This is a genomic window from Parasphingopyxis marina, assembly GCF_014237875.1.
Lineage (GTDB): Bacteria > Pseudomonadota > Alphaproteobacteria > Sphingomonadales > Sphingomonadaceae > Parasphingopyxis > Parasphingopyxis marina.
Map to the genome: position 1 here is coordinate 1,091,501 of NZ_JACJVJ010000001.1, position 18,505 is coordinate 1,110,005.

General features: G+C 63.4%; 21 protein-coding genes. 4 read left to right on the forward strand and 17 right to left on the reverse strand.

The genetic code is table 11. From position 1 onward, the window contains the following. Window positions 1-61: 61 nt before the first annotated feature. The 12 genes from H6P80_RS05455 to H6P80_RS05510 form a co-directional block, all read right to left on the reverse strand. Window positions 62-1,156 (reverse strand): hypothetical protein, encoded by a 1,095-nt coding sequence (locus H6P80_RS05455; protein WP_185800297.1) that lies wholly within the window; start codon window positions 1,154-1,156, stop codon window positions 62-64. A 72-nt stretch (window positions 1,157-1,228) separates the two neighbouring features. Next, window positions 1,229-1,459, reverse strand: a complete 231-nt coding sequence (locus tag H6P80_RS05460) for a phage tail protein (protein ID WP_221892878.1) — start codon at window positions 1,457-1,459, stop codon at window positions 1,229-1,231. A 101-nt stretch (window positions 1,460-1,560) separates the two neighbouring features. Continuing rightward, entirely contained in the window at window positions 1,561-1,800 is a 240-nt protein-coding gene (locus tag H6P80_RS05465) for a hypothetical protein (protein WP_185800299.1), read from the reverse strand. 37 nt (window positions 1,801-1,837) lie between these two features. Further along, window positions 1,838-2,014 carry a hypothetical protein gene (locus H6P80_RS05470; protein ID WP_185800300.1) on the reverse strand — a complete coding sequence of 59 codons (177 nt, stop codon included), beginning with the start codon at window positions 2,012-2,014 and terminating at the stop codon, window positions 1,838-1,840. Between the two features lie 99 nt (window positions 2,015-2,113). Then, window positions 2,114-2,359 (reverse strand): hypothetical protein, encoded by a 246-nt coding sequence (locus H6P80_RS05475; RefSeq protein WP_185800301.1) that lies wholly within the window; start codon window positions 2,357-2,359, stop codon window positions 2,114-2,116. Between the two features lie 63 nt (window positions 2,360-2,422). After that, complete coding sequence (locus H6P80_RS05480; RefSeq protein ID WP_185800302.1) at window positions 2,423-2,584, reverse strand: hypothetical protein; 162 nt, start codon at window positions 2,582-2,584, stop codon at window positions 2,423-2,425. A 105-nt stretch (window positions 2,585-2,689) separates the two neighbouring features. Next, on the reverse strand, window positions 2,690-2,899 hold the full coding sequence (locus tag H6P80_RS05485) for a hypothetical protein (RefSeq protein ID WP_185800303.1): 210 nt from the start codon (window positions 2,897-2,899) through the stop codon (window positions 2,690-2,692). Between the two features lie 48 nt (window positions 2,900-2,947). Continuing rightward, window positions 2,948-3,142 (reverse strand): hypothetical protein, encoded by a 195-nt coding sequence (locus H6P80_RS05490; RefSeq protein WP_185800304.1) that lies wholly within the window; start codon window positions 3,140-3,142, stop codon window positions 2,948-2,950. 67 nt (window positions 3,143-3,209) lie between these two features. Further along, entirely contained in the window at window positions 3,210-3,443 is a 234-nt protein-coding gene (locus H6P80_RS05495; protein WP_185800305.1) for a hypothetical protein, read from the reverse strand. A gap of 70 nt (window positions 3,444-3,513) precedes the next feature. Beyond that, window positions 3,514-5,004 carry an efflux transporter outer membrane subunit gene (locus H6P80_RS05500; protein WP_221892879.1) on the reverse strand — a complete coding sequence of 497 codons (1,491 nt, stop codon included), beginning with the start codon at window positions 5,002-5,004 and terminating at the stop codon, window positions 3,514-3,516. Between the two features lie 44 nt (window positions 5,005-5,048). Next, entirely contained in the window at window positions 5,049-6,461 is a 1,413-nt protein-coding gene (locus H6P80_RS05505) for a sulfatase-like hydrolase/transferase (protein WP_185800307.1), read from the reverse strand. 93 nt (window positions 6,462-6,554) lie between these two features. After that, entirely contained in the window at window positions 6,555-9,629 is a 3,075-nt protein-coding gene (locus tag H6P80_RS05510) for a TonB-dependent receptor domain-containing protein (RefSeq protein ID WP_185800308.1), read from the reverse strand. Between the two features lie 150 nt (window positions 9,630-9,779). Between H6P80_RS05510 and H6P80_RS05515 the strand changes: the two genes are divergently transcribed. Beyond that, the gene (locus H6P80_RS05515) at window positions 9,780-10,751 is read left to right on the forward strand and encodes a LysR family transcriptional regulator (protein ID WP_185800309.1); all 972 of its coding nucleotides are present in this window, start codon (window positions 9,780-9,782) and stop codon (window positions 10,749-10,751) included. A gap of 23 nt (window positions 10,752-10,774) precedes the next feature. Here H6P80_RS05515 and H6P80_RS05520 read toward each other — a convergent pair whose 3' ends face one another. Together H6P80_RS05520 and yghU are read right to left on the reverse strand one after the other, a co-directional pair. Continuing rightward, window positions 10,775-11,617 carry a beta-etherase gene (locus H6P80_RS05520; protein ID WP_185800310.1) on the reverse strand — a complete coding sequence of 281 codons (843 nt, stop codon included), beginning with the start codon at window positions 11,615-11,617 and terminating at the stop codon, window positions 10,775-10,777. Window positions 11,618-11,673: 56 nt separating this feature from the next. Beyond that, on the reverse strand, window positions 11,674-12,582 hold the full coding sequence (yghU, locus tag H6P80_RS05525; RefSeq protein ID WP_185800311.1) for a glutathione-dependent disulfide-bond oxidoreductase: 909 nt from the start codon (window positions 12,580-12,582) through the stop codon (window positions 11,674-11,676). A 172-nt stretch (window positions 12,583-12,754) separates the two neighbouring features. Between yghU and H6P80_RS05530 the strand changes: the two genes are divergently transcribed. Then, a complete protein-coding gene (locus H6P80_RS05530; protein WP_185800312.1) occupies window positions 12,755-13,258 on the forward strand; it encodes a DUF3237 domain-containing protein in 504 nt (167 codons plus the stop codon). A 123-nt stretch (window positions 13,259-13,381) separates the two neighbouring features. On the opposite strand, the gene H6P80_RS05535 is transcribed toward H6P80_RS05530, so the two are convergent. Further along, entirely contained in the window at window positions 13,382-14,317 is a 936-nt protein-coding gene (locus H6P80_RS05535; protein ID WP_185800313.1) for an SDR family oxidoreductase, read from the reverse strand. A gap of 148 nt (window positions 14,318-14,465) precedes the next feature. On the opposite strand from H6P80_RS05535, the gene H6P80_RS05540 reads away from it, so the two are divergent. Further along, the gene (locus tag H6P80_RS05540; RefSeq protein ID WP_185800314.1) at window positions 14,466-15,929 is read left to right on the forward strand and encodes a carotenoid oxygenase family protein; all 1,464 of its coding nucleotides are present in this window, start codon (window positions 14,466-14,468) and stop codon (window positions 15,927-15,929) included. On the opposite strand, the gene H6P80_RS05545 is transcribed toward H6P80_RS05540, so the two are convergent. Next, window positions 15,926-16,981 (reverse strand): aromatic ring-hydroxylating dioxygenase subunit alpha, encoded by a 1,056-nt coding sequence (locus H6P80_RS05545; RefSeq protein ID WP_185800315.1) that lies wholly within the window; start codon window positions 16,979-16,981, stop codon window positions 15,926-15,928. The genes H6P80_RS05540 and H6P80_RS05545 overlap by 4 nt on opposite strands. Before the next feature lie 83 nt (window positions 16,982-17,064). Here H6P80_RS05545 and H6P80_RS05550 point away from each other — a divergent pair, with 83 nt between their 5' ends. Further along, window positions 17,065-17,607 (forward strand): TetR family transcriptional regulator, encoded by a 543-nt coding sequence (locus H6P80_RS05550; RefSeq protein WP_185800316.1) that lies wholly within the window; start codon window positions 17,065-17,067, stop codon window positions 17,605-17,607. 6 nt (window positions 17,608-17,613) lie between these two features. On the opposite strand, the gene H6P80_RS05555 is transcribed toward H6P80_RS05550, so the two are convergent. Beyond that, a complete protein-coding gene (locus tag H6P80_RS05555; RefSeq protein WP_185800317.1) occupies window positions 17,614-18,495 on the reverse strand; it encodes a hypothetical protein in 882 nt (293 codons plus the stop codon). Between the last annotated feature and the right edge of the window lie 10 nt (window positions 18,496-18,505).

Genomic DNA, 18,505 nt, shown 5'->3' on the forward strand with positions numbered 1-18,505 from the left:
CGACACCTCCCCCGGTCGGTGCGACCCGATCCCTGTTCAATATACGCCGAATTTCCGGGAGTCAGCTACGCCGGAGCACATTTGTCAAGCAATGGAGCCCGCCCAAATTTTCCGCGAGCTTCTGCGCCTCGCCGATCATTCGCACTTCGAAGCCGAAACCTTCCCAGATTTCGCGGTTCTGGCGGTCGGTGATTTCGAGCTCGGGCCAGTTGTCATGGCCATAGGCGGGAAGCCAGACGATGTCCGGTTCGCGCTGGACGAGCGCATTGTTGGAGGAAGCGTAATACCAGGTGCGCCGCCGCTTCTTGGGATCGTCCATATAGATCATCGGCAGCGGGTTGCGGGTGACGGCGAAACCCCGTGCTTCCAGATCTGCGGCGATGGCATTGAAGCGGTTCGCAAGGCAAAGCGGGTGCGGCGGCAGCCCAAGCATCTCTGCCGCCATCGCCGGATCGCCGACCAAAATCCGTTCGCCGCCGCCTGCGCCTTTTCCGGCAAGCGTCAGGAACATATCGATATGGAAAACCGGCTGCCGGGTGCCTTCTTTCGCGCGATAATGGAAAATCTCCCGCCATTCTTCCTCTCCGGCATGGGCGGTGCGGAAGGTTTCGGACGGGGCGTCGTCGGCCGAACCGATCGGCACGATTTCGCGGCGATCGCCCTCCAAATCGCGCAGCGCCGTTTCGAACAATGCCGCGCCGTCATCGCCAAGGGCCGTCAGCGTATCGACCCCGACGAAGAGATGGCTTTCCCCGACAAGGATGTTGCCGCCTTCGAAGGCGACCGGCGAGGGCGCGGAAGCGAGCTCCGTCTTTTCCGCCAGCGTGGCGGCGGCGCGGAGATCGTCGCGGCGTTCCAGTTCGGGTGTGGTGAGCAGCGCCGGCGCGCCATTGGCTGCCGCCGCGATTAGCGGATCGCGCGCCCAGGGCGTGATGCTGATGTCCGGAATTTCGACGATAGCGAGGCGGGCCGGGTCGCAGGGCCAGCGCGCGATATGCGGCTGCGCGCCGGGTTCGGCGGCGACGGTGATCGCCGCATCGGCAGGCAGGCTGGCCACCAGCGCGCCATAGATCGCTGCAAAATGCTCGGCTTCATATTCGGGGGCGAACAGCAGCAGGTGGCGGATCGGTCCGGCTGCACTGCATAATAGATGCACAAAAGCTTCCCGGCTGTCTCCGGAGTTTCAAGGCGTCGGTGTCGTTGTCGCCACCCGACGCCCCTAACCGGTCTATTTTTTCACAAAGACGATTTCCTCGGTCACCACGCTCTTGCCGGTTCCCGTGATGTTCGAACCTGTGGTGTGGCCCGAACTCAAAAACTCGTCGGCCGTGCCGTTCGCGCCACCGCCACTTACCTTGCTCGGCCAGGCATTCTCAAGGTTCCACTGCTTCACTTCGCCGCCAGTCACCTGATCGAGCTCCTTTTCGCCGAGCTCTTTGGCTTTCTTGTTTTTGGCCATCATCTGTCTTTCTCACCTGGCCCGGGGCGGGATGCCTCGGGATCGGGCTCTGCCGCCCGAATGGGACGGAAATCCGCCGCATACCGGACGGTATCGGCTCGCTATTTGCGGATCTTCGTGCCCTTGGTCGCTCGCACGCCAAGCCTGTCGGTGGCGCGGATGCCGGCCCGGATTCCGACCTCGTCGGTGGTCAGTCGCGGCTTCACGCCCTCGATCTCGACCTTGAAGTTGTAGGCGCCGAACAATTCTTCGGTGCCGCCGCCCTGTACTGAGTCCAGGTCTTTTTCCTCGAGCTCGACGGTGCCGGCCTTGGTCACTTTGTCGTCGGTTTTCTTGGTCATCGTGATTCTCCGTGAAGTTGGGGTTTGGTCCGAAGCCTTAATTCGTCTGATCGTCTGGGCTGGCGAACGTCTTGAGCTGGGTGTTGGTTTTCACCGTGGGGGTCGTAGATCGGGCCGCCTCTCGCGCCGCCTGTACGGCCGGCAGGAGAAGGGCGCCGCCCTTTACCTGATCGAGCTCCTGCTCACTTAATTCCTCTTTCTTCTGTTTCGCCATGATAAAATTCCTTCCCCGATTCGTTGTCCTGTGAAGCGGTATCGGTGAAAACCCGGGGCGCCGCTGTGATCGCGATCACGCGCTCGGGCTTTGCTGCCCTCAGTTCTTCTTACGCGCGCCACCTTTGCTCTGCTGGACATGGGTCAGCTCGTGCCCGTCCAGCGTAACCGCTTGATCGCTGCCATCCTGTTGCGGAAGGGGTGACGGGATGAAGGGCATCGGCGGACCGGGGATCTTCACCACTTCGCTAGCACCTGCCGAAACCTGATTGAGCGCGTTTTCGTCGAGCTCGACCGCGCCGGCCTTGGTCACCCGATCCTGCTTACCCTGCTTCATTTTCGTCATGTCCGGCTTCCTTCCGCAAACAGGGCGGCTCCTTCGCACCGGGCAAAGGGGCCGCCGATTGCCTTATTCGTCCTCGAAAACGCGCTCCATCTGCTTGGGCTCGGGCTTCTGGATGCCGCCGCGCAAGATGCCGAGGTCATCGCCCAGAAGGCCCTTGGTGCCCGCGCCCTGAACCTCGTCGAGATCCTTCTCGTTCAGCTCTTCGGTCCTTTTTTTCTCCGTCATCTTCATTCTCCCTTGATGGTGAAACACAGTGCGAACCGATCAGGGGCCGCCCGGAACGTTTCCGGGGCAGGCCGTAATTTTCGTGTGCCGTCTTTTGCGAGCCGCTTATTCGGCTTTGACGTTGTTGGTGCCGTGGCCCGAACTCAAAATATTCGATCCCGTCGTGTGGCCCGAACTCAGGAAACCGTCCGCCGTGCGAACCGAGCCATCGCCGGATTTCGTGGCTGCCGGCTTCTGGATTTCCATGTTCCCGCCGCCCTGCACGTCATCGAGTTCGGCATCCTTCAGTTCTTCGGTCTTTTTCTTGTCCGTCATTGTCTTTCTCCTGCCTATGGTTGGCGTGGCGCGGATTTCGCTTGCCGTTTAATATTTCACTTCTTCGGTAGGCCGATCGTCCGCATCGCCCGAAGTGCTCCAGCCCTTTCTGCCCGCCGGGCCGAAATCGCCGTCGACGACGAGAGTTTTTGTGGTCTGGATGTCGCCTGTGGTTTTGAGGCCGCCTTGGACGTCCTCCAGTTCGGCGTCGTTGAGTTCTTCGGCTTTGGTCTTGTCAGTCATGGTCAGTCTCCTGTTGGTGTTCAGTGTGCTTCGTCTCTTGTGTCCGGTTTTCGTGCTTTCGCCCGGCCTAAATGCCGCTGCCGCCGCCCGATGCGGCGGTCTTGCCGGCGGTTTTCGGCCCGACAATTCCATCGACGTCGAGATTCTTCTCGGTTTCGCCGATGAAACGGGCGCTGCCGCTCGTATGCTTGATTTTTTCGAAGTTGAGCGAGAAGCTCTCGACCGGCACGGAGTCTCCGCCGCCCTGGACGTCGTCCAGTTCGGTTTCGCTAAGCTGTTCCGTTTTGTGTTCTTTTCCCATCGTCGATCTCCTTTGCGGTGATTTCGACGACCCGATTAGCTCAGCCTAGCATAACCGCCTGTGATTGGCATCACTGGTCCGCATTTTCCCGATTTCGCGCGGCCAGCGTGATTGCGGGATCTTCCTCCAGCCCGCCGCCGATGGCGAGATGCAGGTCGATCCGGTTGAACAGCCTCGCCCGGCGGGCGGAAAGAAAGGCGCTGCGGGCGTTGAGCGCGCGCTGCTGGCTTTCGAGCACATTGAAGAAGGATTCGATGCCCGCACGGTAGCGCAGGGTCGAGATTTCGGTTGCCTGTTCGGCGGCCTGGGCGGCCTGGCCGAAAGCGGTTTCCTGATTGGCGATGATTCCGTCGACGGCGAGCGCGGTTTCGACCTCGAACAGCGCCTGTAGCGCGGTCTCGGCATAGGCCTCTATCGCCTCGTTGCGCTCGCCCTCCCGGAATTCGAGCTGCGCGCGCAGCCGCCCGCCCTGGAAAATCGGCTGGAGCAGCCGCCCGGCGATCGACCAGACAAGGGTCAGCGGATCGAACAGGCCGGCGAAGGACGCCGCGGACGTGCCGGCCGATCCGGTAAGCGTGAGCGACGGCAGGAAAGAGGCTTCGGCGGCGTCGATACGAAAGCCCGCCGCCTCGATCCGGTGCCGCGCCGAACGGACATCGGGCCGCCGGTCCAGAAGTCCGGCCGGAACGCCGGCGGGCGGCGGCGGCGGCACGTCGGGAAGCGAGGCCGCGAGCGTGTCGATGCCGTCTGGATAATCGCCGACGAGGATTTCGAGCCGCCGGATCAGGCGCTGGTAATCCTCGCGCCGCTGTTCCAGCCCCGCGCGCGCCGTCTGCTGGTCGGTGATCGCGAGCGCGGCAAGGCTCTGCGGCGTAACGCCGGCTTCGACACGCAGGTTCAATTGGCGGATCAGCTCGTCATAGGTGGCGAGTACCCGCGTCGAGAGTTCGACCTGCGCCTGGGCTTCGACGACGGCGAGATAGGTGCGCGCGGTTTCGGCGGCGATCAGCTGGCGCGTTGCCTGAAGGTCGGCGGCGCTTGCCCGGTATTCGGCGCGCGCGGCGGCGCTTTCGGACGAGATGCGCCCCCAGATATCGGCCTCCCAAGCGACATCGATACCAAGATCGAAACGGGCGGGGAGGGACGGCGCGCCCTCGATGCCACGTTCCTCGGCGCCGAATGTCGCGCCGGCCTGCGGGTACAGGTCCGATTCCTCGATCCGGGCCGCGGCGCGCGCCTGTCGCAGCCGCTCGATCGCCTGGCCTATCGAAGGGTTTCCCGAAAGCGCGCGCTCGACGAAGCTTTCGAGCAGCGGATCGCCGAAGCTTTCCCACCAGCGCCCGTCAATCTCCACCGGTGCCGCGGAATCGGCGGAGGTGAATTCGGCCGGCACGGCATCCATGATCGCGGGCCGGCTCTCGGCGGTGCGCGGCGCGCAGGCCGCTACCGGTATCAGCAGCGCCACCGCGCCGCACAGCGCCGCGCGGCGTCGACCTGCCGGAAGAAGCCCGATCGGCACGGTCAGCGCCGGGGGGATGCGAAAGCGTTCATCGCCGCGCACGATATTGGGTTCCCGGGGCAACTCAAGCCCCGACGAAAGCGCGGCTAGTTATCGATGCCGAAATGATCGGCCAGCATCGAGCCGGTAAATCCGTAGGACGGCGCATCGGGATCGTTGGGCAGCATCGTCGCGTTCCACGCCTGCCATGCCTCGACCAACTCGGCATAGGTGTCGGGATAGCGGTCCTTCAAATTCGCGCGTTCCAGCGGATCGGCGACGACATCGAATAGGAATGTGTTGCCGGCGATCTTCAGATATTTCCACCGGCCGATGCGCGCGGCTTCCTGGCCATGATTCTTGAAACGCCAGAAAAGCGGGCGTTCGGCCATGGCGTTTCCGGCGATGGCGCTGCGAATATCGACGCCGTCGCTGGGGTGGCCGGCGTCCTGCGCGCCCCCCGCCGCCGCGACGAAGGTCGGCAGCCAGTCCATCGACATGATCTGCTGCTCGCTCTCCGTGCCCGGCATCGAGACGCCCGGCCAGCGGACGATGGCGGGAATGCGCAGCCCGCCCTCCAGCAGCTCGGTCTTGCGGCCGGTAAAGGGCCAGACGTCGGAAAAGCGCTCGCCGCCATTGTCGCTGGTAAAGACGACAACCGTGTCCTGATCCATGCCGAGCTCGGAAAGCTTGGCGAGGACGCGGCCGACCTGGGTGTCGAGCGAGAGCACCATCTCGGCATAGGTTGCCATGTCGCCGCCGTCATAATGGATATGGGCGACGGGATCGGGCAGCGTGGCGAGCCGTTCGGATTCGGCCTGGTCGCCGGGACCTTCCCAAGGCCAATGCGGTGCCGTGAAATGCAGGCTCATCAGGAAGGGCCGCCGGTCGCGCTGCCGCGCCTCGAGCGTTTCGATCGCGCGCTCGGCGAGCATCTCGGTCATATAACCGGTCTCGTGAATCTCGGTCTCGCCATCCCAGAGATCGTGCGTATTGGCGAAATCATGGCTGAAATAGTCGACCCCGCCGCCACGGAGCCCCCAGAATTCGTCATAGCCGCTCTTGAGGGGGCCGAAGTCGGGCAGATTGCCGAGATGCCATTTGCCGATCAGGCTCGTCGCATAGCCTTGGTCGCGCAGCAGCGACGCGATGGTCGGATGGGAGGGCGGCAACCCGACATTGCGGTCGCCCAGCGGCTCTTCGAGGCCGATCGGCAGGCGATATTGGTAACGCCCGGTCGCCAGCGCGACGCGCGTCGCGGTGCAGACTGCGCTGTTGGCATAGGCATGGGTGAATTTGGTGCCCTGCGCCGCCAACCCGTCGAGAACGGGCGTTTCATAGTCGCGCCGGCCATAGCAGGAGAGGTCCGCATAGCCGAGATCGTCGGCCATTATGAACAGGAAATTGGGCCTGCGGCCCGGCAGATGCGCGAAGCTAGTCGCTGCCAGGGCCGCCGTGCCGAGCGCACCGGCAATCGCCGTGCGGCGGGTGATGCCTGGGGTTTTCGGTCGTTCTGTCATGATCCTCGCAGTTCCTTGCCGGGGCAGGCGGACATGCCAGTGGGTGGATGCTATCAGCCGGCATGCCCGCCCCCCAATTCGCTCTTCTTGCGCCTACATCCGGACTCTGACGCCGAGTGTATAGCGGCGACCCAAGACGTCGAAGAGCGACGGATTATATTGCTGCGAGTAGCCGAGGAACACACTGTAATAGGGCGTGATCGGCGGATCTTCGTCGAACAAATTTGTCACCTGCCCGAAGATTTCGACCGATGTGCCGCTGTCGAACTGGTGCTCATAGCTTAGCCGCGCATCCGCATAGAAGGCGGAACTGACGCTGTTACGCTCGATATCGACACCTTCGACAAGGGCGTTCTCGATCGTGCCGCCGTCGATATAACGGCCCTGTACGAAGGCCGAGAAGCCGCCATTGTTATAGGTCAGGCTGCCGGTCGCCTTGAAGTCCGGCAGGGCGTAGGCGATGCCGTCCGACTGCTGGAGGCCGGTCTGGCCGGCGCGATCGATCGTCTGCGTGCCGGCGAGCGTTTCCGAATTCTCGTCGAGCCAGCTTGCATAGAGGCGCGCGCCGATCGCTTCGCCGCCGCCGCCGAACAGTGCGATGTCGCGCTGATAGGCGACTTCCAGATCGACGCCGCTGACGACATTCTCATCGACATTGATGAAGACGTCGCCGACGAGCACCAGCCGGTCGGTAGCGATATCGCGGGTGATCAGTGAGCACAGGTCGGTCGCGCCTGCCTCGCACTGGTTGACCACCGCCTGCACGCCGAGCTGGCCGATCGCCCCGCCGATTTCGATCCGGTACCAGTCGAGCGAAATCGACAGGCCGTCGATAAACTCCGGCTGGAAGACCGCGCCGACGGTAAAGGTATCGGCCTCCTCCGGATTGACGTTGGGGTTGCCGCCCGAAAAGCGGGTGACGTTGATCGCGCCGTCGCCCGGATAGCGGGGATCGGTGATCGTCGCGACGCCGCCCGTTCGGTCGAACCGTTCGGAAAGATTGGCGGCGCGGACATCGCGCGAATAGGTGCCGCGCAAGCGGATGCCACCGCCCAGCTGCAGGTCGAGGCCGGCCTTATAGGCCCAGACCGTGCCCGATCCCGAATAATCGGCCCAACGCCCGGTTAGGTGAAGGTTCGCCTGCTCGATAAAGCCCGCATCGGCGATGAGGGGGACGAGCAATTCGCCGAACGCTTCCTTGACGTCGATCGAGCCGAGGATGTTCGAGACCTTGGAATATTGGACGCCGACCGTGTTGGCGCAGTCCGCCGGGTTCACGCCGCGCAGCCCGGCGGCGATCGCCTCTGGATCGGTGTCGCAGAGCACCGGATGGCCGTTGACGTGATCGGACGACTGGTTGGTCGAATCGCGTACGATCTGGCGGATCCGGTCTTCGCGATAGGAGGCGCCGAAAGCGGCGGAGATCGGGCCCGCCCCCCAGCCTTCCCAAAGCTCGCCGCTGAACGACAGGTCGACGACATGCTGGCGCAGCGTGGTGATGCTCACCTTGGCTTCCTGTGAGGTATAGCTATCGGTGATGCCCGGCCCGAATCCGCCATTGGCGAAGAAGAGCGGCGTCGTGATCTGCTCGCCCGGATCGTTGCCGGTCACATAGTCGACCGCGCCGGGCGTGGCGTTGCCGCGGCCGAACAGGTTGAGCGGCTGGCAGCCGGGAAACTGGTCGTTGAACAGGCTCGTCCGGCAGACGATCGAGCCGGTGGCCGGATCGACCACGGCATCGACCGCTGCGAACAGCCGGTCGACGCGCAGACCGACCTGATAGGCCCGGCGCTGGTTGTGGCCATATTGGTAATAGGCGTCGATCGTCCAGTCATCGAGGAACCCGCCGGTATCGAGATCCCACTGGAATCCGGCGGTGACCGAATTCATCACATTGCGATCGCGCAGGGTGATGTCGGCGCCGATATCCTCGGCGCTGCCCTGCCGCCGCAGGGTGAAGGACTCGAGCCCTTCGGTAATCATCGTCTGCCGGATGGCATCGGGCAGATAGGCATTATCCTGAAAAATCGTGACCGCGGTCGGCGTGCCCTGGATCGATCCGCGCGGCGTGTTGTAGCGGAAGGTTTCGTTGCTCCCCCGGATATATTGGGCGAACATCGTGAAGCCGTCGGCGACTTCATAATCCGCATAGGCATAGATCGCGTCGCGCTCGATATCCGGATAGATGGTCTGGACTTCGGCGCCGATATCGTCGCCGCTGCCACCTGCGCTGCGTGCCGGCGGCACGCCGGGCCGGGCGGTCGTCGGGCTGCCCGTCATGAACGGCGCAAAGGTGCCGTCGGACCGGAATTGCAGCATGTCGATCGCCGAACCGGGCGCGAAGATCAGGCCGTCGAACGTCGCGGCATTGGAGATGACGTTGGGCCGGATCAAGAGCTGGCCGTTCGCATCGGGCACGGTGCCCCAGGCATTGTACCAGTCGCGGCCGTCATAATTGTGGACCCCCTCCTGCTCGAAGCGCTCGGCGGAGATCAGGAAATGGCCGCGGCTGCCGATATTGGTGCCGAAAGCGCCGGAAATCTCGTAATATTCGGAATCGCCGCGCGAGGTGATGCCTGCCTGGGCGGTCAGCTCCAGCCCGTCGAAATCGGTGTCGAGGATGAAGTTGACCACGCCCGCCACGGCGTCCGTTCCATAGGCGGCGGACGCGCCGCCGGTGGTTGTCGCGATGCTGGCGATCAGCGCTTCGGGGATCACATTGGTATCGACGCCGCCAAAGGCGTTTGCCGAGATGATCCGCCGCCCGTTGAGCAGCGTCAGCGTCCGGTTGATGCCGAGGCCGCGCAGATTGAGGTTGCCATAGCCGCCGCGCTCGAACCAGCTGGTGGCATCGTTGGGTGTCTGGTTGCCATAGAATTGCGGCAGCTGGCTGAGCCCTTCGACGAGCGTGGTTGGCGCCATCGAATCGAGCGCCTCGGCCTGGACGGCGGTTACCGGAACCGGCGTCTGCATACCGTCCTGCCGGATGCGCGAGCCGGTGACGATGATCGGGGAGCCGTTGCCGGTGTCGGCCTGGGCCATCTCCGTTTCCTGCGCCTGTGCGGCGGTGGCGCCGAGGCCGAGCGCGAGCGCGCTGGCTCCGCAGGCGAGAATCCGGCGCGGAGCGCGGCGCGTTCCGATGGCGATACGATCTGTCTTGCGGTGCATATAACCCCTCTCCCTGTTGGCCCTGGACGGGCCTTTTGCGGCTCAAATCCGCTTGCGGAGACGGGAAAGCAACGCATGCCCGAATGATGACAGCCGATAAGGTACAGGTTATAACTATTCCTTCGGAGGACGGCAGAGGGGCTCGGAATTATGGGTTTTTCATACACTTTGAGGCAGTTGGAAGTTTTCGAGGTCATCAGGGAAAATCGCAGCTTTCGCGTGGCGGCCGAGCAGCTCGATATCTCTCAGGCCGCTGTCAGCAATCATCTGAAGACGCTCGAAGAGCAGCTCGGCATTTCGCTGTTCGTCCGCGAGCCCGGACGGCGCCCGAACCTCACCTTGCAGGGCATGGCCTTTGCGCGCGACCTCCAGCCTTTCCTGGCCGCGGCGGCGGTCCTGAACGGCCACAAGCGCAGCCCCGAGGACGCGGAGCCGGCCTATCGGTATAAAATCTATGTCGGGCTGAGCCTGCTCGAAAATTATGTCCGGCCCAAGCTCGACCGCTTCCTTCAGGCCAATCCCGAAATCGATCTCGAATTCCAGGCCGAAACGCCGGGCCCGGCGACCCTGCGCAAGATCCTGGAAAACCGGTTCGATTTTGCGCTGCTCCACATTATGCCGCAGCAGGAGATCGATGCGGCGACCCGGGTGCTGAGCTATTGCCGCGCAGGAATTTTCGCGCATCGGTCGATCCTGCCCAAAGCGCCGGGCCAGCTGACCATCGAGGATATAGGCAAGCTGCCCTTCGTGTTGCCGCGACCGGGAACCGAGCAGGAGAATTCGATGCTGGAGGCGCTGAGCAGGGTCGGCATCCAGCCGACGAAAATCGCCGGGCGCACGCAATATTATGACGTGCTTTCCTGCATGGTGGAGCAGGGCGTCGGGATCAGCGTGCTCTGCGAAGCCTTTATCAGCCCCGAAAAACGCGGAGAGGTGGAGAATATCTGGCCCTATGAGCCCTGGCGGATCGCGGTGCGGCGCTCGCCCGGACTCCGGGAAAAGACGGCCGATGCGGTCGAGACGTTCCTCGTCGACTGTATTTTCGAGGACGGCAACTATCCGGCGCTGGAGCCGGATGCCGAACCGGGCGTATCGCGGGCAGAGACGCTCGCCACCGGCTAGCGGCGGGCGCTCTCCCAGTCTCCCTAGGCGTTGACGGCCTCGCCCTTGATCGCGGCGGTTTCGGCACGCGTCGATTCCGGCCCGGTATTGCGCTTGTTGAGCCCGAATTCGCGCGGGTTGTGATCGAACAGTTCGGGGTCGCCCGGGCGTTGCTCGAGCCCGAAAATGTCGGACAGGCCGGGATGCCGGCCAAGGCCGCCATAGAGATCGAACCCGCGATCCAGCCAGTCCCGGAGCGGATCGTCGCTCGCCAGCGCCGGCGTGTCGGCGACCGAGGCGAGCCACAGGAAACAGCCGAGCAGCCGGTGATCGACATAGTTGGGCGCCTCGCCGCCGAACCAGTCATTGCTGCGCAGGGTGCCGCGCAACAGCTCCAGATTGGCTGAGATCTGCGGCAGCCGGTCCTCGCGCCCGACGACGATGTCTTCGAGCTTGCCGCCCATCATGCGGGCCCGGGTCTCGGTGACATATTCATGATCGACCTGGAGAGAACGATCGCGATAGCTTTTGACATAGCAGGTCATCCACGGACCGACCGCCGTGCCCCACAGCCAGCCTTCGATGAACTGGGCGGAAACCTTGATGCTGGGATCGCCGATCAGGGTGGGCCGGTCCGGATATTTCTCGTCGAGATATTCGGCGATCAGCCAGCTATCGAGCACCCATTCGCCATCGTCGACGATGGCGGGCAGCCGTTCCGTCTTGCCGCCGGTACGCTCCATGATACCGGTGAAGCCGCCGGGAACGACGTCCATGTCAAAGCCCTTATGGCCGAGCGCCAATTTGATCGCCCAGACGAACGGGCTGATCGTCGCGCCCGATTCCAGCTGCAGGTCGTAAAGCGTGATCTTATTGTTTTCTGCCATATTATCCTCTCCCTGCGCTCCCTTTGGCGGGAGCGTCATTCCCTTGGCTTATCCTTCTAGACGGCGGTTTCGGCGTCCTGTTCCTTCATCGCGGCGCGCACCTTGTCGATGTCGGCGGCGCTGTGGCGGTTGGCGACGCGGAATTCCTCGGGTCCCCAGGTCAGGTTGACCTGCCGCCCGCGCAGCACGGGCTCGCGCCCGCCGATCTGCTTCACCCACCGGGCAACATTCTCATATTCGTGGACAGAGAGGAATTCTGCCGCGCTATAGGCGCCCTGCATGATCGCGCCATACCAGGGGAAGATCGCCATATCGGCGATCGTATAGTCGTCGCCGGCCATATACTCGTTCTTCGCCAGATGGGTGTCGAGCACATGGAGCTGGCGCTTGGTTTCCATCGCGTAGCGGTCGATCGCATATTCGATCTTGAACGGCGCATAATTGTAGAAATGGCCGAACCCGCCGCCGACAAAGGGCGCAGAGCCCATCTGCCACATCAGCCAGTTCATCGTGCGCGCCCGCGCATAATGTTCGGTCGGCAGGAAGGCGCCGAACTTTTCGGCAAGATAGAAAAGGATCGAAGCGCTCTCGAACAGGTCGGTATGCGGATCGGTGGAATGGTCGCGCATCGCCGGGATTTTCGAGTTGGGATTGATCTCGACAAAGCCCGATCCGAACTGGTCGCCCTCGCCGATGCTGATCAGCCAGGCGTCATATTCGGCGTCCGAATGGCCGGCGGCGAGCAGCTCCTCCAGCATGATGGTGACCTTCACGCCATTGGGCGTACCCATCGAATAGAGCTGCAGCGGATGTTCGCCGACCGGCAGCTCCTGTTCCTTGGTCGCGCCGGAAACCGGGCGGTTGATGCTGGCGAACGCGCCGCCGCTCGGCTGTTCCCAGGTCCACACCTTGGGGGGCACATAGCCCGTCGGCTGGTTGTTGGCAGGGTCGTCGGCATCGGCCATGGATCGCTCCTCATTTGCTATTGTTGGCTTTGATAGCGTTCTAGCGTTTCGCGGCAAGGGTGCCAGCGCGATGTTCTTGGGCGGCTGTTACCCTAGCTTGCAACGCAGCTTCGTTGTAACAGGCCGATCGGTTTCAACGATAACAATTGATAACAAGGCCCGGAGAGACGCCATGGACGATATCCTCTCGACGCTCGGCAATCCCCATCTCGAATTCGCGTTCGAATGCACGCTGAAATTCACCCGCGTGCAGACGATCCCCGACACGCCCAATGGCGGCATGCGCTCCGCCGTCTATGTCGACGAAGGGCATTTCGAAGGGCCCCGGCTGAAGGGTAAGGCGGTGCCCAATTCGGGCGGCGACTATGCCTATTTCCGGCCCGACGATACCGCCGTTTTCGACGCCCGCTACATGCTCGAGGAAGAAGACGGCTCGCTGATCCTGATGCGCAATCGCGGCTATCTCTGGGGCCGGGAGGCGGACACGATGGACCGGCTGCGCCACTGGGCGTTCGAGGGCGGAGAGCCCGTGGCCCATGCCGATTATTACCTCCGTGCCCAGCCGAGTTTCGAAACCAGCGCCGGGAAGCATGACTGGCTCATGAAACATGTCTTCATCGGTGTCGGCGAACGACGCGCCGACGGCAATTTCGTCCGCTATTTTGCGCTGACCTGAGCGGCGGCGTTTGCCTAACTTCACAAACGTCACACATCGCGTGGCGGAAACGCGTAATAAAGTTTCCTACAAAATCAGCTGTCTAAGCGCGTTTCCGACATATCGAGCCAAACATAGCCGATCCTATTTTTCAAGCGATTCGTTTGCGGCCGCCTTCAGCGTCTCCGCATGCTCCTCAATCATCTGCCGTACGCTGCGCGGCGGGTGGCCGGTGAGCGTTTCGACGTCGGTCGTGCAGATTTCGAGAAAGCCTTCGCGGATCGCCCGGCCGAAGGTCACCATGTCGTCGCTGTTCCAGGGGATCCCCTTCACATAGTGATCGTCGACCGGGCGGCGGGGAATGCCCATCGCGTCGAACATCGCATATTGGGCCTCGTCGTCGACGGCGACATAGTCGAGCGGCTTGCCGGTGATTTCGGCCATCAGCGCCGTCACTTCCGCAAAGCTCTGAAGCTCCGACCCGGTGATGTTGTAGATATTCCCCTCATGACCCTCGCCGGTCAGCACCGCGACCGCGCATTCGACGCAATCGTCGCGCCAGACCATCGCCTCGCGCCCTTCGCCGGCATTGCTGATCCATTTGCCGGTCGCCATCACGCCGGGCCCGGCCATCACGATCATCGCATCGGCATAATGGGCGTCGCGCAGCATCGTCCATTCCATGCCCGAAGCGCGGATGAGCTTCTCCGTCTCGATATGGTCGTGGCGGACATCGGCCGGATTGCCGGGATCGTCGATGCCGATGAAGCTCGTATAGAGGATATGGCGGACACCGGCCGCCGCCGCGGCGTCGATCGCCGCCTTGTGCTGCGCCACCCGCGCGCCGACGCGCGTGCCCGAAATCAGCAGCAGTTTCTCCCCGCCCGCAAAGGCCGACCGTAGGGACTCCGGCTCGTCGAAATCGCCGCGCCGGACGTCCGCGCCGCGTTTGGCGAGGTCGGCGAGTTTCGCGGGGGTGCGGGTGATGAGGATCAGCTCCTCCGCCGCCACTTTGGCGAGCAGCTTCTCGACGGCGGCGCGGCCATATTGGCCCGATGCCCCGGTGATCACGATTTTCACGGGCTTTTCTCTCCTCCCATTTTCGCTAACAATCGTTAGCGAAGACGAGCGAGTCAAGAAATGGGGAGCAACGATGCGCCGAGTTGACGGCGCGCCGAAAAATACTATCAATTGTTATAAAATAACCGTCGCGTAACAGGAGAGGGCGATGTCGGATTTTCCGCGCACTGTGCAATTCATGGGGCTCAACGAGCCGATCCGCTGGGAGGGGTCGACCCCCGAACTCGAGATCGAGGGCGAAATTCCGGCGGAGATCCAGGGCGCCTTTTTCCGCGCGGTGCCCGATCCCGCCCATGTGCCGTTCGTCGAAAACGATGTGCTGCTGTCGGCCGACGGCATGGTCAGCCGCATCCTGATCAAGGATGGCAAGGTTTCGCACGATTGCCGCTATGTCCACACCGCGCGCTGGCAGGCCGAGCATGAGGCGGGCCGGGCGCTGTTCGGCCGCTATCGCAATCCCTTTACCGACGATCCGAGCGTGGAAGGCGTCGACCGCACCGTCTCCAACACCACCCCGGTCTGGCATGCGGGCAAGCTTTACCTGACCAAGGAAGATGGCCGCGCCTATCGCGTCGATCCGCATACGCTGGAAACCTTGGGCAGCTGGGATTTTGACGGGGCGCTGAAATCCGAAACCATGACCGCACATGTCCGCATCGACCCCGAGACGAAGGAAATGTTCTTCTTCGGCTATGAGGCGGACGGGCTGGCCTCGAAAAACATCGCCTATTGCGTCGTCGATCCGCAGGGCAATCTCGTTTCCGAACAGAGCTTCGACGCGCCCTATTGTTCGATGATGCACGATTTCGCGATCAGCGAGAAATATGCGCTCTTCCCGGTTTTCCCGACGACATCCGATATCGACGTCCTGAAGGAAGGCGGCCCGCACTGGATCCACCACCAGGACTGGGACAGCTGGATCGGCGTCGTCCCGCGCGGCGGCAGTGTCGAGGATGTCCGCTGGTTCAGGGGCCCCAAGGGCGTCCATGTCTATCATATCGTCAATGCGTTCGACGAGGGCGGCAAGGTGCATATCGATATGTGCCAGTCCGATTCGAACGCCTTCGGCTTCATCCGCGAGGATTCGGGCATCACTATTCCCCAGCACGAACTGGGCGGCGGGCTCGTCCGCTGGACGCTGGATATGGACGGCGACAGCGAGGAGGCGGAGGTTGCCGTGATCGGCCCGCCCGGCGATCTTCCCCGCGTGCGCGACGCGGATATGGGCCGGCCCTATGCGATGGCCTGGTACGGCACGATCGATCCCGAAGGCCCGCCGCCGCTGATGGGTGGGCCGGTCGGCATCGCCTTTACCGCTTTGCTGGCTTTCGATCCGGCGCGCGGCGTGGTCGGCGGCTATACGGTGCCGCCGATGCATGCGATCCACGAGCCCGTGCATGTGCCCTCATCGCAGGAGGGCCATGGCGGCTGGCTGGTCGCGACGGCGGACCGGATGAACGGGCCGGACGATTATGACAGCGAGCTCTGGATCTTCGAGGCCGACGCGATCGGCAAGGGGCCGATCGCCAGCGCGAAATTCCCCGAGCGGATCAAGCCGCAGGTCCATGGCTGGTGGGTGCCGCTCGCCGATTACGAGGCGGCGAAAGCCTAGGCCGCCTCCGCCTTGCGCGCTTCCTCGCGCGCGAGCTTTTCGACGAGGCGCTGGTAGAGGGTGACGCCCTTGTCGGCGCTGGTCGGCATCACCCGGGGTTCCGGGGTCGCGCTGATGACCCGCTGCTGGGCCTCGATCATCGTTTTGTCTTCCGCGAAGGCCATCGCCGCGACGCCCATCAGCGTATCGCGCAGTTCTTCGTCGCCATGGTCGCGATGCGGGCCCCAGGAGAAGAAATAGCGCGCCGTCTTCTCGGTCATCGCGGTCACCGCCTGGCTGGTGAAGGTCACGCCGACCGCGCCTTCGAGATCGGGCGGCGCGCCCATGCCCAGCTTCTTCGCCGTGCCCTCGGGATAGCTGGCGCCGCGCATCAGCAGGATACCGGGCACCAGATAATCATAGGACGACCAGGCATCGACGGTGACGCCCTTCCGGCTGCGCAATCCGCCCTGCGAGGGCACCCAGCGTTCGAAGCGCACGCCGCGTTCGAGCGGCGTCACCCGGGGCCGGGTGCGCGCCCAATCCTCGGTCGCGCCGAAGCTGTTGGCGTGGACATAGGAAAGATGGCTGAAATCGCAGAGATTGTCGTGGATCAGCTCGGCGCAAGCTTCATAGTCGAGCTGCCCGCGGCCGAGGATATAATCGGGATCGTCGAAGCCGATGGCGGGCGGGATCAGCGCCTCGTCCGCCCGCTCGGGATCGCCCATCCAGACCCAGATCCAGCTATGCTTTTCGGTAACCGGGTAACTTTTGACGCGCGCCTTGGCGGGGACGAGGTCCTGCCCCGGTATCTCCGCGACCTTGCCGTCGGGTTCGAACAGCAGCCCGTGATACATGCAGCGTAGCCGATCGCCCTCGCACCGGCCCAGCGAAAGCGGGGCGAGCCGGTGGACGCAGCGATCTTCGAGCGCGACGAGACGCCCGGACTCGCTGCGATAGAGGACGACCGGTTCGCCGAGGATCGTGATCGCGAAGGGCGTGGCGGGCTCAAGATCCTGTTCCCAGGACGCGACATACCAGGCGTTGCGAACATGCGGCGCGCTATAGCTCATGATCCCCTCCGTAACTTAACGGTGTTAAATACAAAGCACCGCCCCGCATTGTCAATCGCACGCAATGCCGCCAAGCAAGCCGCATGAAGCTCGATCGCGACCGGATCGTCGAAGAGGCGTTCGCCCTGTTGGAGGCCGACGGGCTCGATGCGTTCAGCGTGCGGCGGCTGGCGACCCGGCTTGGGGTGCAGCCGCCGGCGCTCTACTGGCATGTCGAGAGCAAGGCCGAACTCGTCACCCTGATGGCGCAGCGGCTCTATGCCGAAGCGCGGGCCGGCCATGAGGGGTTGGAGGAATGGCGGGACTGGCTGATCGCCTTCGGCCACGCAATGCGCGGGCGGTTGCTGGCCCATCGCGACGGCGCGCGCCTGTGCGCGGTGGCCGAGCCCGACCGCGCGGCGACGGCGGAAACGCGGCAGGCGCTCGCCGCGCCGCTGATCGCGCGCGGATTGGGCGAAGATGTCGCGCTGTCGCGGCTCGGATCGGTGATCGCGCTTGCGCTCGGCTGGACGATCTACGAGCAGAATGGCGGGATGCACGATTATCTCGAAGCGCTGTTCGATTTCGACGCGAGTTTCGCCGCCAGCCTGGAAGCGATGATCGCGGGCTTCCCGCGCGAGGCCTGACTCGGCCTAGTCGTCCCAGGGCGAGGGCATGTTGTAGGGCACGGTGAAGAAATTCGCCTCGATCTGCCAGAGCATGTCGTCCTGGATCTTGAACAGTTCTAACAGGTTGAAGCTGTGCGGGCGGCGGACCAGCGAATCCACCCAGGTGCCGTCGGTCAGTTGATAGCGGTCGAGCTTGCCCGAATGGTCGATGAAACCGGCGCCGAGCACCAGCCCGCGCTCCTCGTCCACCAGCGGGAAGCGGCGCGCGCGCAGCCGGTCGTCATAGCGGTAATTGCCCATCCGGAACTGTTCCTCGCAGCCCAAAGCCGCGACCGGGACGATATCGCCGAACTCGGGATTGTTGGTCGTCTGCACGCCATTTTCCACCCGCTGGCAATCGGGGTGGAACTTGGTGTGGATTTCGCCGTCGTTGAGCTCCAGCGTCTCGAAATAGCCGTTGGAAAGCTCGATCATCCGTTCGCGCGTCGCCCGGCGTTCGGGCGCGACCTCTTCCTCCAGGATCGGCTTGCGGTACCATTTCTGATTCTTGAACTGGATGCCGCTGTCGAGCTGGCGGACGACGATCGTCTCGACCTCGGAGATGGCGTAATCGGGCGTCACGCCGATGCGGACGGTGAAGCCCGATTCCTCATGCGGTTCGATGACGCTGCCGAAATGGCCGACCTGGCCCTGCCGCGTATCGGCGAAGCGCAGGTCGTAATCGCCGCGCGATGAAATCGTGTTCCACAGCCCGTCGCCGACATCGATCATGACGTTGTTTTCGCTGTGACGGACCGTGTCGGCCCATTCGACCTGGCCCGGGTCCTGCGCTTCGAGCGCGGCGAGATAGCGGTCGAGCACGGCGTAGAGTTTCTGCCGGTCGAATGCCGGGCTTTGGTCGGTCATCATATCCTCT